Annotated in this window: 10 protein-coding genes; 3 read left to right on the forward strand and 7 right to left on the reverse strand. The window is 42.6% G+C overall.

Translation table 11 applies throughout. The features are described 5' to 3' along the window. Positions 1-149: 149 nt before the first annotated feature. From ACUUJN_RS24210 to ACUUJN_RS24220, 3 genes are read left to right on the forward strand one after another with little or no spacing between them, the layout of a single operon-like run. On the forward strand, positions 150-1559 hold the full coding sequence (locus ACUUJN_RS24210) for an efflux RND transporter periplasmic adaptor subunit (protein ID WP_053326254.1): 1410 nt from the start codon (positions 150-152) through the stop codon (positions 1557-1559). Then, complete coding sequence (locus tag ACUUJN_RS24215) at positions 1556-4672, forward strand: efflux RND transporter permease subunit (protein ID WP_023990683.1); 3117 nt, start codon at positions 1556-1558, stop codon at positions 4670-4672. Before ACUUJN_RS24210 ends, ACUUJN_RS24215 begins: the two co-directional genes overlap by 4 nt. A gap of 56 nt (positions 4673-4728) precedes the next feature. After that, positions 4729-5631, forward strand: a complete 903-nt coding sequence (locus ACUUJN_RS24220; protein WP_025722448.1) for a TetR/AcrR family transcriptional regulator — start codon at positions 4729-4731, stop codon at positions 5629-5631. A 129-nt stretch (positions 5632-5760) separates the two neighbouring features. Here the strand turns inward: ACUUJN_RS24220 and metK are convergent, their stop codons facing one another. From metK to ACUUJN_RS24255, 7 genes are all read right to left on the reverse strand, one after another. Further along, a complete protein-coding gene (metK, locus tag ACUUJN_RS24225) occupies positions 5761-6963 on the reverse strand; it encodes a methionine adenosyltransferase (protein ID WP_023990685.1) in 1203 nt (400 codons plus the stop codon). Between the two features lie 333 nt (positions 6964-7296). After that, on the reverse strand, positions 7297-7587 hold the full coding sequence (locus tag ACUUJN_RS24230; protein WP_023990686.1) for an alpha/beta-type small acid-soluble spore protein: 291 nt from the start codon (positions 7585-7587) through the stop codon (positions 7297-7299). Positions 7588-7728: 141 nt separating this feature from the next. Continuing rightward, positions 7729-8307, reverse strand: coding sequence for a hypothetical protein (locus tag ACUUJN_RS24235; RefSeq protein ID WP_484669006.1), 579 nt, complete (start codon positions 8305-8307; stop codon positions 7729-7731). A 46-nt stretch (positions 8308-8353) separates the two neighbouring features. Next, a complete protein-coding gene (locus ACUUJN_RS24240) occupies positions 8354-9889 on the reverse strand; it encodes a stalk domain-containing protein (RefSeq protein ID WP_484669007.1) in 1536 nt (511 codons plus the stop codon). Positions 9890-9988: 99 nt separating this feature from the next. Then, the gene (locus ACUUJN_RS24245; protein WP_484669008.1) at positions 9989-12361 is read right to left on the reverse strand and encodes a copper amine oxidase N-terminal domain-containing protein; all 2373 of its coding nucleotides are present in this window, start codon (positions 12359-12361) and stop codon (positions 9989-9991) included. 543 nt (positions 12362-12904) lie between these two features. Beyond that, the gene (locus tag ACUUJN_RS24250; RefSeq protein ID WP_339201053.1) at positions 12905-14251 is read right to left on the reverse strand and encodes an efflux RND transporter periplasmic adaptor subunit; all 1347 of its coding nucleotides are present in this window, start codon (positions 14249-14251) and stop codon (positions 12905-12907) included. Positions 14252-14270: 19 nt separating this feature from the next. After that, positions 14271-17408, reverse strand: a complete 3138-nt coding sequence (locus ACUUJN_RS24255; RefSeq protein WP_338532910.1) for an efflux RND transporter permease subunit — start codon at positions 17406-17408, stop codon at positions 14271-14273. Positions 17409-17613 lie beyond the last annotated feature (205 nt).

Genomic DNA, 17613 nt, shown 5'->3' on the forward strand with positions numbered 1-17613 from the left:
GAAAATCCCGTCAACTAATTCATAAAATCTAAAACGATGAATTGACGAATGCAATATCGGCGCACTATAATACATTTGAACTTATTAGTTCAAATAATACTGGTTAGTTCACAACTCCAATTATGACTCTATCGGAAGGATTGATAATCATGAATAAACAACGGGCCATCATCATATTCACTTTATCCCTGAGCATCGCAATGACCGGATGTTCTACAGAAAAAAAAGATGCCGCTCTAGGTTCATCTGCACAGCCAACCGTTGTGCGCACCGCAATCGTCAAATCCACGCCACTTCATACGGCCTATAACTTGTCAGGCACTCTTCAGGCTTATGAGGAGAACACACTGGCTTTCCAAAATGGAGGCACTGTAGCCAGTGCATATCTCACTGTCGGTACTGCTGTACAGAAGGGCGCCGTTATTGCTAGTCTGGATGACGCTGACTACAAGCTTCAGGTGGCACAGGCGACAGCCTCCATCTTGGAGGCACAGGCTGGTATTGATAACGCACAGGCTAATTTACAGGCTGCTACCTCCGCGATTCAATCCGCCGATGCCGGCATTACAGGAGCTCGCGCGAATGTTAACAAGGTCAATAAAGGCGCACGTGCTCAAGAGAAACAACAAGCGCAAGCTACTGTAGATAAGGCACAAAGCGCTTATAACAAGGCCAAGACGGATAGCGAGCGTACACAGAAGCTGTTTGAGGCAGGCGCTGCTACCGCATCAGATAATGAAAATGCTCGCCTGAATGCTACCGCAGCCCTGAAAGACCTGGAACAAGCCAAGGAATCCCTGTCCCTTTTGCTGGAAGGGGCCACAGCCGAAGATCATCAATCCGCCCAAGCTTCCTTTCAAGATGCGCTTGCAGGTAAAAGCAAAGCCCTTGCGGCCAGTGAACAGGCTGCGGCTTCCCAAAAACAAGCCCATGCCAACTACGAAAAAGCCCTTGTCGCCAAGGGTCAGGCAGAGCTAGCACTATCACGCACCCGTTTAACCTCTCCCGTGAACGGCGTAATCTTAGACAAAATCGTGAATACAGGTGATTTGGTCGCGTCAGGGCAAGCCGTCTATCGCATAGGCTCCATCGACCGCCTCAAAGTAATGCTTCCTGTACCAGACAGTGAAATTAAGGATTGGAAAAAGGGTCAACAAGTAGAATTGGCGCTCTATGAAGAGACTCGTCAAGGTACGGTGTCTAACGTCTATCCTTCAACCAGCACCGACACGGGAAGGGTTAACGTAGAGATTGTTATAAACAATCCACAGCGAGACTGGTTACCCGGTCAGGTCATTAAAGCTGCTCAACAGGTGACCGACAAGAATGGGATTCTCGTTCCTGCCGAAGCAGTCATTAACACGGGAAGCAAGCCTTTTATTTTCAAAGACATTCAAGGAAAAGCTGTTAAAACCCCTGTGGAGCTTGGTAATCAGGTTGTAGATAATCAGTTGCAAATCGTATCGGGACTTCGTGAAGGCGAACGTATTATCGTTAAAGGGGCAGAAAACCTATTTGATGGAAATGCGATTCAGTCGGAAGAAGGCGGGCGCCCATGATTGAGTACATCGTAAAAAAACGAAAAATTACATTGCTGTTTTTTGTCATGCTGATTTTGGTCGGAATCTTCGGCTTTTTCCAGTTACCACAGCAGGAAATGCCGGATGTCACCATACAGAATGCTATGGTAACAACAGTCTACCCTGGTGCTTCACCACAAAAAGTAGAACAAACCGTAACTAAAGAGCTGGAGAAACGCATTAAGGAAGTTGAAGGTGTTAAAACGATTAGTTCGACTTCTGGTAACGGATTCTCCTCAATTTTAATCGAATCCAAAAACGGAGTTGATCCTCAAACGGTTTGGGATGATATGCGTAAAAAAGTGCAAGATGCACAAGCTGATCTTCCTCAAGGCGCTGAAGTGCCTGTTGTAAATGACAAACTAACCAGCTCTTTTATTGGCTCCTATGCCCTAACAGCTGACTCTTCCGCACCACTCTATAAACTAAATGATTTAACAACAACTTGGAAAGACCAGCTTAATACCATTTCTGGCGTATCTAGCGTCAAATTCAATGGTCTCCCTGATCAAGAAGTACGTGTCCATATTGACAATCAGAAGCTTCAGCAATATCAGCTGTCATGGGGTCAAGTAGCTCAAGCGATCCAGTCTCAAATTGATCGGGTTCCTACCGGTAATATTGAATACAACGGACGTACCTATCAACTTATTGTTCGCGAGTCCGAAAAAGCTGATGAATTGAATCAGGTCCTTTTGACACGCACCAAAGAAGGTAATCCTGTATATTTGAGAGATGTCGGCACAACGGAGCTGGCACATCCTAATACAGAATACTTTGCCTATGTAGAGGGTAAACCGGCCATTACGCTAAGTATTGGAGCAGAAACAGGCACAGACATCCCTTCTATGAGTGAAAAGGTCAATACCAAGCTCAAAGAGCTGGAGAAAACACTCCCCGCAGGTGTTCACTTTCAAACTCTTTTTGCACAAAAGGATCAGGTAAGCCATATCTTTGACGACTTAAAGCGTGAAACGATTCTTGCGATTGCGGCCGTTATTCTCGTTTGTATGTTGGGGCTGAATTTGCTCACCTCTGCATTTGTCGCACTGGCCATTCCTATTTCGGTTTCGATTGCCATTATCTTTTTGCCTATGTTCGGCATTACTCTAAATCAGATATCCGTTGTCGGTCTGATCATCGTACTGGGCATACTCGTGGATGATGCCGTGGTTGTAAATGATAATATTGAGCGTAGACTTACGGAATTAGGAGAATCGCCCTCAGTCGCAGCTGTAAAAGGTACCAAAGAGGTCATGCTTTCTATTTTGGTTGCAACTCTGGCCACCATCTCAGCTTTCGCGCCATTGTTGTTTCTTCCTGGAAATGTAGGTGCCTTTATTAAACCCATTCCTGCTATTGTCTCCCTGACCATGCTTGCCTCTATGATTATGTCGCTCACCATCATCCCTATTTTTCGAGAATGGTATGAGAAGCGCAGACAGGCTCGTCACCCTCAGGGTAAGTCTAAACCAGCAGGCTTGCTCGGCCAGCAGATTCATTCTTTAAATAAGCTCTATTCACAAAAACTGATGCCTAAGGTCATTCAGCGTCCCTTGTTGACAGCCATGGTCGGACTCATGCTTGGAACAGCCGCCTATGGATTAGTTCCCTTTACCTCAGTTGAACTTTTTCCTGAGTCGGAAGATCCTCATGTTGCACTAAATGTAAAAATGCCTGTAGGCACTTCAATTGCGGAAACCGACCAGGTCGTTAAAGACCTTGCAGGCTGGGTGAAAAAGCAACCTGAAACTTCCAAGGTCGTCTACAGCGCTGGAGGGACTGCCCCACAACTGTTTAGTGACATTAATAGTATGGGTGGAAATATTAGTTATAACGAAACGGTGGGGCAGATTGCTGTCGTCGGCAAAGAAAACGTATTCGATCTCAATACGACAGTTGATGCTTGGGAACAACATGTTAAGAAATCCTACCCTGGAGTTACAGTTACGATGTATGTTCCTCGTCTCGGGATTCCAGTGGGCAAGCCCGTTTCCATTCGTATCTCAGGTCAGAACCTGAATGAACTGCAAATCCTTGCCCAAAAAGCAAAGGAGCAGATCGCGACAGTAGAGGGCACAACAGGCATCGTGGATGATATAGGAATTGAACGATATGCACTGGAGCTTGAGGTCAACAAACAAACGATGGATCAGTACCTGGTAAGCTACACAGATTTGACTCGCACCCTGCTTCTATTAAAAGAAGGAGCCCAAGTCAGCCAATTTGATACTGGAAACAGTCTGGTAGATATTAAAATGTATTTGAATCACAGTGACGAGGAGCCAAGTAAGCTTTTCCAACAATTAAGTGTAGTTAATGCAGCTGGTAAGCAAATTCCATTAAACCAGCTCGTCCAGATTAAGCCGTCATTTGCTATTCAGCAAATCAAGCATTACAATATGGAGCGGACGATTACGGTGGAAGCCGATTTGAACGGACGAACTGCAAGCGAAGCGATGGTTGATGTTGAAAGTAAGCTGGCGCAAATGAAGTTCCCAGAAGGCTACAAATGGGAGGTTGGTGGGGAAACCTCTGACCAATCGACCATATTCAAGGACTTAGGACAGCTGGCGATCGTTGTAGTCTTGCTCATTTTACTCTTGATTACTATGCAATTTTATTCTCTCTCCATTCCTATTATTATTATGACGACCGTGTACCTGGCAGCAGCCGGCGGGATTATTGGTATTTTCTTGACCGGTATGCCTATCGGTTTTATGAGCATCATGGGAATTATTGCACTCGCGGGCATTGTTGTGCGGAATGGGATTGTGTTAATTGAATTTATCGAGGATGCACGACATGAAGGAATGGAATTAAAGGAAGCCGTAATACAGGCGGCCGCTGCTCGCTTCAGACCGATTTTATTGACATCTTTGGCAGCTATTGTAGGTATGATTCCATTAGCACTATTGGGAAGCCTGCTCTTTAAGCCACTGGCGTTTACCGTCATTTTCGGTTTGTTATTCTCAACCTTGTTAACCTTGTTTGTCGTGCCGTCCTTGTATATGATCATGGCCAAGCACAAGATGCGCCGTCAACTCAAAAAACAGCAGCACACAGTTATCACACGTGACCAACCTTTGTGATGTATGAAGTGAATTCTTATGCTGTCGAGTTGGTCGGTCCCTAGGGGGAAGTATGTATGGAAAGTAAAAAAAATGATATTTTACAGGCGGCCATTCGGCTGTTCTCCAGAAAAGGCTATTATTCAACATCTGTTGAAGAAATAGCCAAAGAAAGTGGGATGGCGAAAGCATCCTTCTATAAATATTTTCAAGGAAAAGAAGAACTTCCTCTAGAAATGTGTATCATTCTGGAAAATAACATTGAACAAGACATCCGGGCTCTCTACAGTAAACCTGATCTTTCTAAGCATGATAAACTACATGGTTTTATTGTACTTTACTTGAAAAATCTCGTTGAAAACAAAGTGTATCTCATGATGGATCTTCCTGAGCCTTCCATGCTTATTTTTCAGAATGAACAACTCAATTACGCATTCGAGAATCATGAATACAAATTGTACAAATGGGTTCGCGACTGCCTGATTGATATTTTTGGACCGAGCATTAAAGATCATGCATGGGATATGACCTTTGTACTTAAAAGCATTGTGTTTGAATATATTCGCTTCTTTGCCGATCGGATGAATGATGAAACGATTGAACATCTAACACAGTTTATTATCTTCTTATCCAGTTCCTTGGCAACCAGCCTGAACAATGCTGATTCAGCTCCACATTTGTTCTGGAGCAAGCAAGGCTGGTTACCTGAAAGTGCTCTAAGTAATCCCTTTGACCAAGGCCGTCAAATTAACAGCCTTCTCCACTCCTTGGAAGACAGTATACTGCTCTCTTCGTGGAGTTCAGAGGAGAAACAGGAGTGTCAGCAAATCTACGCTTATTTAAAGGAAGAGGCTCTGAAATCGAACCCTCAGAAAGGCCTCCTGAAAGCCTTTTTTGCGTATTTGGAGCAGTACAAGGAACTGCAAAAGGTTTGTCGTTTACTTAAAAATTTATTGGACCATGCACCGATATCCGAGTAGTCACTCAGTATTCGGTACATCAGAGCAAATTCGTACTTAACAGCGAAATACATCAAAAAAAGACTGTTCATGCAAAGCATGAAACAGTCTTTTTGGGTTATTGCTTTTATTTTGATAATATACGAGGAATTACAGCCCCGCTTGCTCTTTTAGAATTTCAGCTTTATCTACGCTCTCCCATGGTACATCCAAATCTGTACGGCCAAAGTGACCGTAGGCAGCAGTTTGCTTATAAATTGGACGACGCAGATCCAACATGCGAATGATGCCTGTTGGGCGCAGATCAAAGTTATTTCGGATCAATTCAACTAGCTTCTCATCGCTTACTTTACCCGTACCGTATGTATCGACGTTAATCGAAACAGGCGTAGCGACACCGATGGCATAAGCAAGCTGAATTTCCACTTTGTCTGCCAATCCTGCTGCTACGAGGTTTTTCGCTACATAACGAGCAGCGTAAGCAGCGGAACGGTCCACTTTGGTCGGATCTTTACCGGAGAATGCTCCCCCGCCATGACGTGCATAACCACCATACGTATCCACAATAATTTTACGGCCTGTCAGACCTGCATCTCCTTGAGGGCCACCGATAACAAAGCGTCCTGTCGGATTAATGTAATACTTGGTTTGCTCATCCAATAATTCGGCAGGGACAATTGGCAAAATAACCTTTTCTTTGATGTCTGCTTGAATTTGCTCCAAAGTAGTATCCTCTGCATGCTGCGTAGAAACCACAATAGCATCAATACGAACAGGTTTACCATTTTCATACTCTACCGTTACTTGGGTTTTACCGTCTGGACGAAGGTAATTCAGTGTTCCATCCTTACGTACTTCAGACAAGCGTCGTGCAATACGGTGAGACATAGCGATAGGCAAAGGCATCAACTCAGGTGTCTCGTTCGTAGCAAAACCAAACATCAAGCCTTGATCCCCAGCCCCAATGTTTTCCGTTTCTTTATCTACTTCAGCAGGATCACGGCTTTCCAAGGCAGCATTAACCCCTTGAGCAATGTCCGGCGACTGTTCATTCAAAGAAGTCAATACAGCGCAAGTATTATAGTCGAAACCGTATTTCGCACGTGTATAGCCAATTTCCTTAATCGTATTACGTACAATGGATGGAATATCCACGTATTCCGATTTGGAGCTGATTTCACCAATGACAAGAACGAGACCAGTAGCTACCGATACTTCACATGCTACCCGTGCATTAGGGTCATTAGCCAGAAAGGCGTCCAATACAGCATCGGATATCTGATCACAGATTTTATCCGGATGGCCTTCTGTTACAGACTCGGACGTGAACAAATGACGGCCTTTTACAGACATGAATTTCAACCTCCCACAATTAAAATACATGAGGATTTATAAAAAAATCCTGACATGGCAATGGTATTATTCAGATACCTTCAAGCCAACAAATGGCGGGAGATATCTTGTTACACCTGATTAATAAAAAATGAACCTTTTCCGGTAGGAAAAGGTTGCGTACAAGCCTCAAATGCCATGATATCCTATTTAAAACAAGGTGTCAATTCATACAGCCCAATTACAACTTTCGAAATTGAGGTAAGTTTACATGCAAACCATTTTCGATTCACATGTAAATAACCCCAGTTTATACGCTACTATATAATCAAAAACTGTAAAAATTATTGCAATTTACAATGTACCATATTCAGATAAGCTACGTTCAGCAGATTGTATCAATCGCTTAGTAATTTCACCACCAACTGAACCGTTCTGTCTTGAAGTTAAATCACGCCATGCTACATTTTCGCTCCCCGCAAACTCCCCCAATTCTGCAGCAAATTCACTGTCAGCCTTAGGTTGTATATGTGCATATTGGGGATTATAAACAGGCAGCCCAAATTCAGCAGCGATCTCATACTTCAAATCATCTAACCTGGCACGGCTTTCAGGAATTAATCGTCTTTGACCTCTTGATGCCATCGTATACACCCTCCACTAAACGTATTGTCTTTCATGGGGGTAGTGTGCAGCGATTAGGTTCAACTTAGCCAAGAACAATTTGCTATCCCAAGCAGTATTTAAGAAAAAGAGCCACCGAAAGCAACTTATATACAAAACAGTTTACTGAATAGTATAACCGCCTCGTACCATAACGACCAGACCAAACTTCTGACCTTCTTTTACTTGAATACCTCTTCCTTCTCTAGGAAACGATAATAAATGATTTTTCTCGACAGCCTGATTATGAACAATTTCCGTTCCAGAAGTAATATCAATAGCACCACTGGCATCCATACTATACACAACGGCATAACCATTACGTAAAATAAATTCCGAGCCTGCTTTGGCAATCAGTTTTTGACCAGGCTTTACATCAACAACCTTTAAAACCTCTGTCTGCTCTGGTGTGGAAGCTTTTCCTGCACTAGAAGTTCCTGACGCCGTTGTGTTAGAAGTAGTATTTGTTGCTGGAGCATTCGAACTAGTCGTTTTACTACTCGTGTTACTTGCTGGTACTCCACCTTTAATTGCCTGAGCAATTTTTTGGTCGACATAGCTTTTGGTTACGACTGGATCATCAGCTGTACCAGGTTGTCCAGAACTGGAGGCACCATTAACTGAATTGTTCATTAAGGAGCCAGCAACAATTCCTCCTCCAAGTAAAACAGCAGCCAACGATACTTTATAGCGTGATTTCATGAAGTCCTCCTACAGCAGGTTATAGCAAGTATAGGTTAAGCTTTAATTATTGTGCGCTAGCTCCAGAAGAACCCTGCATAGCCCAAGGCTTATCAAAAGCCAACTTCAAAGTATCAATATTTGTAACTATATCTTCAGCCTGTTGCTCAGCAGTAGTCACTTTCAAATTAGCTTCATAAACCTGAAGCTCTGTAGCCAACCCAACATCAAACTGCTTCTTAGCCATATCAGCTGCACTTCTTGCACTCACCAAACCAGCTTGAATCTGTGAGTACTGGCTTTCTAATGCTTTGATGTTGTTATAGATTGTTCTTACTGCTTCTTCGAGTTGTCTCTTTGTGCCTTCTGTTGCATACTGAGCTTTTTCAACATTAAGTTGCTCAGCTTCGTAAGGTGTGTTTCCTGGCGTACTAAAATTGTAGAGCTTCAGGCTCAATTCAGCTAAATCCACTTTTTGCTCGCTCAGCCAAATGGCCGTGCTGCTAGTAAGTACTTGGCTTACTTTTGTCTCTACATTATCTTTAAATTCAGAATAGACAGGCTTATCCTTCAATTCATAACGTTGCTCCGGTTTGTAGCCAATCACTTGGTTCAACGACACATAAGCACTATCTAGATCTTTTTTTGCTTTTTCTAAAGCAGCTTGATTTTGAGTCAACTGATTGGTTGCTTGTGTAACCTCATAATCACTCGACATTTGATTATCTCTTTTAATTTGTGCGACTTTTAGCTTGCGCTCCGCATCTTCGATATTCAATGCAGCTAGCTTGACGGCATTCTGCTTTTGAAGGAGCTTGTTATAAAGATCCTTTACGTTATATTCAATACCTTCTTTGGTCATATCCAAGTTCTTTTTAGCAGCCTCGTAGTTAAGGTTCGTTTGAGCATAACCTTTGAAAGCTTTATCAGAAGCCTCATCACCTGCTTCTGCTGGAACAAAGTTAATATCCTTGCCCGCTTCTTTCATGATTTTTCCAGCCTGATCGATATTCGTTGCTGCTGTTTTAACTGAAGTACTATCAGCTACGGCCAGTTTAACTGCATCCTTATAGGTCAAAGAATCATTATAGTAGGTATCATAAGTAACTTGAGTCACAGGAGCTGCGAGAGGCTTACTAGACAAGCTATTGGCTTCGCCAGTTGTACTTCCATCTGCTTGGTTTGAAATAGTAATTGTACGTGTACTTTGATCCCAATTTACTTTGGCGCCTAATGATTGGCTCACAAAACGTAGAGGAACAAGTACTTGACCCTTTTGAATTTGAGTTGCCGCATCGAGTTGTACAGGAGCACTATTCTTATAAGCAAGCTTGGAACCAACATTCAAAGCCAATGTATCTTCATTTTTAGAAGCAGTTACTTTTTTAGCTTTGCTGTCCCAATCGACTTTCGCACCCAAGCTTTCAAAAACACCACGGAGAGGCACCAAGGTTGTATTTTGGCTAACAACTGGGGACTGGGTATATTGCTGAGTTACACCGTTAATAATAACCTTTATATCACCTGCTTGAGCTCCTGCAAAATTGGCAAATGCAGAAGAAAGAACTAATGTAGAAAGTGCTGCCACTCCAAAACGTTTCATAATTTCTCTCCTTTGTCAATATGACTAATAAAAGAAAAGGGCTCCAAAAGGAACCCTCTTCTCATCTAATTCAGTTAACTCAAAAGAGTTGCTCTTAAATTAGTTGTTGTTTTCAACAGTTACTGTTTTAGCAGTTGCATCATAGTTGATGGATGCATCCAACGCTCTGCTCACCCAGAAGATAGGCAGTACAGTACGGTTTTTGTTAGTTACAGCTTTAACGTCCATACGAATCACAGAACCGTTAACAGTCAACAGGTTAGTGTTCAGTTTGATTTGAGCAACGCGGTCACCTTTAATCAGGGTAACTGTGGAAGTTGCTTTGTCAAACAGGATGTTTTGTGGGGATACACCCAAAGCTTCAGCTGCATAACGTACTGGCAAGTAAGTGCGTCCGTTTTCAGCATAAGCAGCTACATCAGAAGTTTTACTTTCGCCGTTCACAGTGTAGGAAGTGCTTCCCAGTGTGAAGACAGCTTTAGTTTTAGTAGCACCTGGAGCTGGAGTTCCAACAGTTGCGATTGCTACTTCAGCAGCTGCAGTGTTGTTGTCTTTCCAGTTTTGAGTGTTGTCAGTTGCGCCTTTGTAAGCAGTGTAAGAAACTGCGCTACCTTTCAGCTTAGCAACGATGTCGCCTTGAGCTACAGTACGGTCAACAGTCAGCTTAGGAGCCGAGATTGTGATTGTACTTGGAGTAGCACTTTCGCTATCGATGTAGAAGCTCAGACGGCCTTTGTTGCTTTCGCCGTAAGTATCAGTAGATACGCTCTTCACTTTAACGTCACCAGCTGTAACTTTTACTTCTGGAGTAGAAGCAAAACGTACGCCTGTTGGCAATTCCAAGATTACTTCACGGCTACCGTCTTTCTTAACGAAAGCTTCTTTAGCAGCTTCAGTGATTGTGATATCGCCAACTTGTTGGTCGCCCAGACCGATTGTCAGGGTTGGTTTGGAAGCAGCAGCCAGAGTAACTGCTTGTTTCACAGTTGCAACCTTAACAGTACCGCTCAGACCTTGGCTACCAGCAACATCAACGTTCAGATCGCCAGAGAAACCTGGTTGCGTAGCAACTTCAACGTTTTTCAATTTCAGACTACCAGCATCAGTTGTGCTGTTAGCGTTGTTGAAAGTCAATTTCAAAGTACGTTTGTCAGAGTCAGTATAGGAAACCTCTGCTCCACCCAAACCGTTAGTGTTCTCCATAGAACCGGAGAAGTTGCTTCCTGGGTTATTGCTTTCAAAAGTTGACTGCCAACGAGCACCTTCAGGCAGACGCAAAGTTACAGTACGTCCTTTTACGAAAGAACCAGCAACAGTTTCTTTAATTGTAACATCACCAATTTTTTGCTCATCATGACCAGCAAGAATTGTTGATGGAGTAGCAACGGAAACGCCACCACCGATTTGACCATAGCTACCAACTACGAGGGAGCTAACATCAGTTGTTGCATTACCAGAGATACTAACTGTAACGTCGCCTTCTTTTGCACTGTTTTCATCATCAACATAGAATCCTACAGGCAATTGGAAAGATGTTTGAGCGTCACTTACTGTTTTCAAAGACAAAGTAAGCGTATCGCCATCAGTAGAGTAGTTCACATCTGAAGGTTTAATTGCTTTGTCTGTCTTAGAAGTAAACAAAATAGTGGCTGGGCTTTTAGGAGCGGAATCCCATTTGAAACCACTAGGCAATTTCAACTTAATGTTGCTATTGCCCAAAGAACCAGCTGTTTCTTCTTTAACTTTCAAAGTTGCAGTAAAGTTCTCTTCACTGGAAACTGTATCAGCAGCAGACAAAGATACTTGACCGGAAGAAACTACGTTTGCAATTGTTGCTTCACCGCTAGTGAAACCACTTGCAGAAGCTGCATCAAAAGTAGCTTTTACAGGTCCATTGCTAGGTCCGTTAACGTTAATTTTACCAAAGTTCATGTAAAGGTCAACGCTATCTTTAGAGTTAGTAAAGTTGAAAGTCACTCTTGCAGAGTTATTAGTAAGCTTCTCTACAGTCAAACCTTCACCCGGAACGTATCCAGTTTCTGCACGAGCTGCAGCATCATCATTGTTATCGCCTGGATCAATGTAAACACCCAAACCATAAGTAGAATCAATAGCAGTAGGGACAATACCAGGATCAGTAGCGAATTCAAAACCTTTAGGCAATGTAACAGTGAAAGATTCACCCTTGCCAACAGAAGCTTGGCTTACGTTAACTTTTACTCTACCCAAAGTAGTGTTAGTAGTTTGGCTTGAACCAATGCTAGGAGTATTAACAGCAGAATAGCTAGAAGCTGCATGAATTGCAGTTGGTGCAGTCAATGCTGCGATTGGAGCTGCAACACCAGCAACCAATGTTGCTGTTGCCAGCACGTTGATCATTTTTTTGTTAAACTTTGTCATAACCTTTTTTTCTCCTCCTTGAATATAACCAGAAATATTATTTTTGTCTTTTTGTCGGATCTTGTCACTCATCAGTCGTTACACCTCCTTTCCGAGCTTTATGAGAACCCTTATAAAATGATATCTGTGACAATATCACAGAAGCTTGGAATCTAGTTGAAAGAAAGCGTCCATTTATGACGTACTCCAGTATTATACAATGTGATAACAATGCAGTAAAGATTTTTTTTAGCGAATTTTGTCTTTACGCTTTTGTACCCCTTTGTTTCATACTCACCCAATTAGACGTAGCATGGGTTCAAAAAGTTGCGTCTGTTTCAAAAAAAATTTTTTATTTTTTTTGATTATGTATTCCGCTTCCCACAGTAATAATTATACTATTGAACCTGTTCCTCCGTCATCCTACAACTTTTACCTTATCAACCTTAAATGTACAAGGATTATTTTCGTACATTTAAGTCGGTCTTTAATGGAGTATATTCGTTAAGAATTATCCATAGAATATATAAAGCACATAAAGTCTATAGATTCCCTTGAAATCTAATACTCTAATACACTTTAAGTAGTAGGAATGACGGAGTAACAGTGATTTACGGTAAATATAACCGAGACAAATTACTTCACTACATTAATCTTCGCGCCATCCGTAAGCAGACTAACGCCCTTAACGACAACATTTTGTCCTTCAGCAAGCCCCTTGGTTACTTCAATCTGTTTGGCACTTTCCTGGCCTGTCTGCACCTCTACCCGCTTAGCCACTGTTCCTTCCACTACATAAGCATACTTTTTCCCTGCCTGCTCCGTAATGGCATCCTGCGATACCAAAATGTTTTTAGGAGCTTCTGATTTCATGTATACAGTTACAACCATCCCTGATTTTAATTCACCAGAACCATTAGGAACTGAAATCTCGACAGGATATGCCTTGAGATCATTATCCATTACCGGATTGACGGCCGATACTCTGGCCTCAATTCGCTTATCTAAGGAGTCCACACCTACAGTCACAGATGAACCCACCTGCAACTTAAGAAGCTCAGATTCAGAAACGTTAACTTTAGCAATAATAGGATTGGTATTCGCTATTGTAGCAACCGCGGATTGTGCACTAACCATTTGCCCCTGGGTTCCTGTTACTACCGATATCGTGCCGGAAATCGGAGCTTTGACTACAGCATCCACCAGTTGACTACGTGCTGTGTCTAAACTGGACTTAGCTTGATTGACAGAAGCACGAGCTACGTCAATGCCGGTTTTCTGTTGTGCAAGACGTAATGATTTTTGAGCATTGCTATATGTTGTTTGTGCACTTTCCTTGGACGTTTGCGCATTGTGAAGTGTGATCTGTGCATTCTCCACCGCAGTCAAAGCTCTTCTATGCGCTATTTGAGACTGCTCTAACTCGGATTGAGATAGAGCGCCCGCACTAAACAACTGTTGGTTGCGATTGAGCGTATTTTGAGCATCACGCACGGAACTCTGAGCATCGACCAGACTGGTCTGAGCTTGGGTGATAGTGTTGTCTTGCTGTACAAGCGCACTTTTCGCTTGATCCACGCTGGACTCTGCCTGTTGCACCGATTGCGCTGCGCCTGACTCAGCCTGCTTTAAATTGGCCAGGGCAACCTGGTACGATTCCTGGGATTGCTTAATCGAGTCCCGCAAGTCCTTTTGGTCTATAGTAAACAATGTGTCGCCCTTATTTACTTTTTGCCCCACTGTAAGGTTAATGCTTTGAATTTTGCCACTAATTTTCGGAGACACCTGAGCCGTCTCTTTAGGAGCAAAGCTTCCAATAATACCTGTTGAATCGTTAATACTACCTTTGGTCACTTTTGCCACTTGGACCGGAGTGGCTTGCTGCGCCGTAGTCGGTGCGGCAGGGGCCTCCCCCCCACCGCAACCCGCTAATGCAACTGATAAAAGCAAAGTTGTAGCAATCAGAGCACTTTTTTTATTCATTATGTTTCTCCACCTCACCTTATATATGAACACTTTTTTGTAGTTTCGCTTCTTTTTTTAATTCTCTCTTCGCTTGTCTTTTTAATTTCCGATTCTTACGTTTTTCTATCATATTATCCATGATGACGTAGACTACCGGAATAAGAATCAATGTTATAACAGCTGCGAAGGATAACCCGAACACAACAACAACTGCCATCGGTGCTTGTGTCTCGTTACCACTGCCTGTAGCAAATGCCATTGGGAGCAAAGCTAGTACAGTAGCCAGCGTGGTCATCAAAATCGGACGCAACCGCTCAGACGCTCCATGAATAATAGCTTCATCCCGATCTTGGCCGTCTTTTCGGAGCTGAATTATAAAGTCAATCATAACAATGGCATTGTTGACGACCAAACCAACGAGCATGATATAACCGGTCAAAGCTGATACGCTAAGACTCGCTCCTGTAACAACCAAGCCAATAAGCACACCTATTAATGTAGGCGGAACCGAAAACATAATAACAAAAGGCGTAAGCAAAGATTCAAACTGACCTGCCATAACCATATAAATGAGCACAACAGATAGCAGTATAGCTATTGCCAGATTTGTAAAGGACTCCATCATTTGCTCATTTTGTCCGCCTCCTGTATCTGCACTATAACCTTCAGGGAAATGAGTGTTTTTCAAGAGGGCATCTATTTTTTGGTTAATGGTAAGAATGTCTCCTGTTCCATCTACGTCAGCAGTAATTTGCACTTGACGCGTTTGGTCTTCACGAGTAACAGTATCCGGTACAGTCCGTTTATCAATACTTACTACGGAAGACAAAGGCACATCAATACCTTGTGAAGTAGTGATCCGTAAGGCCTGAAGATTTGACAAATCATGGCGATTTTGCTCTGGTAACGATATCTTCACATCAATCTGATCTTCGCCTGTACGATAGCTTGTGGCGACTGATCCATTAAAAGAAGTATTCACTGCAGATAAGATTTGAGTTGCTGATAAGCCATATCGACTCGCAAGCTCACGATTAACGGTAATCTCATATTCTTCGCGAACGGCACTCAAGCTACTTTTCACATTGACTGTACCTGGTATCTTTTTCACGTCCGCAACGAGATTGTCCGAGAGTTCTCTCAGGACGTCAATATCGTCACCTTTTAGATTAATGTTAACAGCCGCTCCACTCGAAAGGCCCGTTGCAGACGCCAGTGTAATCTCTGCATCCGGAATACTATCAAATTTCTTACGAAGGCCCTCAACTACACCATCTGTTGGCTGATGTCCATCCTTCAGCGTTACGCTTAGATCCGCCGAATTGGTTGGAGCTGCACCTGAAAAGGCCGAATTTCCACCAGAACCAACCGTTACTGTCATTTTATCCAGATCAGGAACTTTCAAAATTTCTTTTTCTATATCTTGAACAACCTTTTCCGTTTCTTCCAAGACCGTTCCATTAGGAAGTTTCACGTTAACTGTGAATTCACCAGTATCGGATTCCGGGATAAATTCAGCCTTGACCAAAGGAATCAGAGCCCCTGCTGCTACAAACATTAATAAAGTAATGATTAAAACAGATTTTCTATGGTTAATTCCCCACTTCAGTATACGTCGATACCCACCCTTAAATTTCTCGAAGCCGATATTAAACCATACAATAGGGTTAATACCTTTATAAGTACCTGAAGAGTATATGGATTCATCCGGTATGGTAGGTAACCAACGTGAGCCGAGCATTGGTACAATTAGAAGCGATACAAACAAGGCTGCAATATGGGAAAAAATAACAGTTAACGCCAGCGGTTTAAATAGAACTCCCGCAATTCCATCAACAAAAACAACTGGCAAAAATACTACGATCTGTGCAAGTGCAGACGCCATAACGGCATTCCCCACCTGCTTGGAGCCATCAATAGCCCCTTGTAGCATGCTTTTCCCTTCATGTCGCTGCCTAAAAATATTCTCAATAATAACAACGGCAAAGTCGACAAAGGATCCTAACCCCAGAAGCAAACCGCTCAATGAAATAACATTAATGGTTTGTCCGGTGAAATACATCATCATAAACGTAGCTACGAAAGAAATTGGAATAACGATAGCAGCAATAATGGTAGAACGTATACTATTCAAAAATAAAAGCAATACAATGGCTGCGATAATAAGCCCCAATATAGCATGCTCTACTAGTGAGTGTACGGAGTCGCTAATCGGTTTGGAAGCATCTGTTACCATCTCCAATTGAGTTCCTTGAGGCAATTCCTTCCGTATCGAATCTAAACTATCCTTCACAGAATTGGCGATTGAAAGGGTATTCCCCCCTGTAGCTTTAGTAACAGAAATATTGACACTTGGCTTTCCATTAAAGGTAGAAATGGTTGTAATATCATCCAAGGAATCTTCAACTGTCGCAATGTCCTTTAGCTTAACGCTCCCCTTCCCTACTGGAATTGGCGTTTCACCCATTTCTGAAACAGCTTTATATTCACCCTGAACCCGAAGTTGGATTTCTGTATTGCCTCGGTACACTGAACCAGCAGAACCAGCTACGTTATTAGACGATAGCGCTTGGCTGATTTGATCCAGCGTAATACCATAGCTTTGAAGCTTGGCTTGATCTACAGTAATCTTCACAAGCCGTTCTTGCCCGCCTGACATGCTGACTGAAGCTACTCCCGCAATTCTTTCAAGCCGCGGCTGAATAATATCCTCAGCAATAGGCTTCAGCTTGTTAACATCCTGGTCCCCTGTAAAAGAGAGTGTAATAACCGGCGTTGCGTTAAGATCCAATTTAAGTACGCGCGGTGAATTTGCCGCCTTTGGAAGAGACCCTCGAACTCCATCAATTTTATCTCGCATGTCGAGGGTTGCTTGATTTATATCTACTCCCCAATTAAATTGAATTATGACCATAGATGATCCTTCTGAAGACTCAGACTGGATCGTATCCACATTCTCAATAGAAGCCAGACTCTTTTCAATAGGTTTGGTCACCAATTCCTCAACTTCTGTCGGTGTCGAGTTCGGAATACTGGTCGCTACCACAGCGATAGGCAACTTCATATCCGGCATCTGCTCGACAGGAAGCCTTAACGCAAAAATACCGCCCCCGATTAACAAAACAAGAATTAACATAAATACTGTTACAGGACGGCGTATTGAAAACTGAGACATCTCATCACTCCCCACTCACTTCTCTATGTAATATTTAAGCACACACATCCTCTACTACGATGAAATAGGCGTAAAGTTTCAGATAAATGTGCAAAAAAAACATATAGAAAAATAATAAACACATTTTGAGATAAATACTTAAAAAAAAGCAATTAATTACAGACGTTTAAGCCAAATCCAAAACCAAAACCATTGTAAGGCTAAT

This window comes from Paenibacillus sp. LRG-1 (assembly GCF_057220305.1).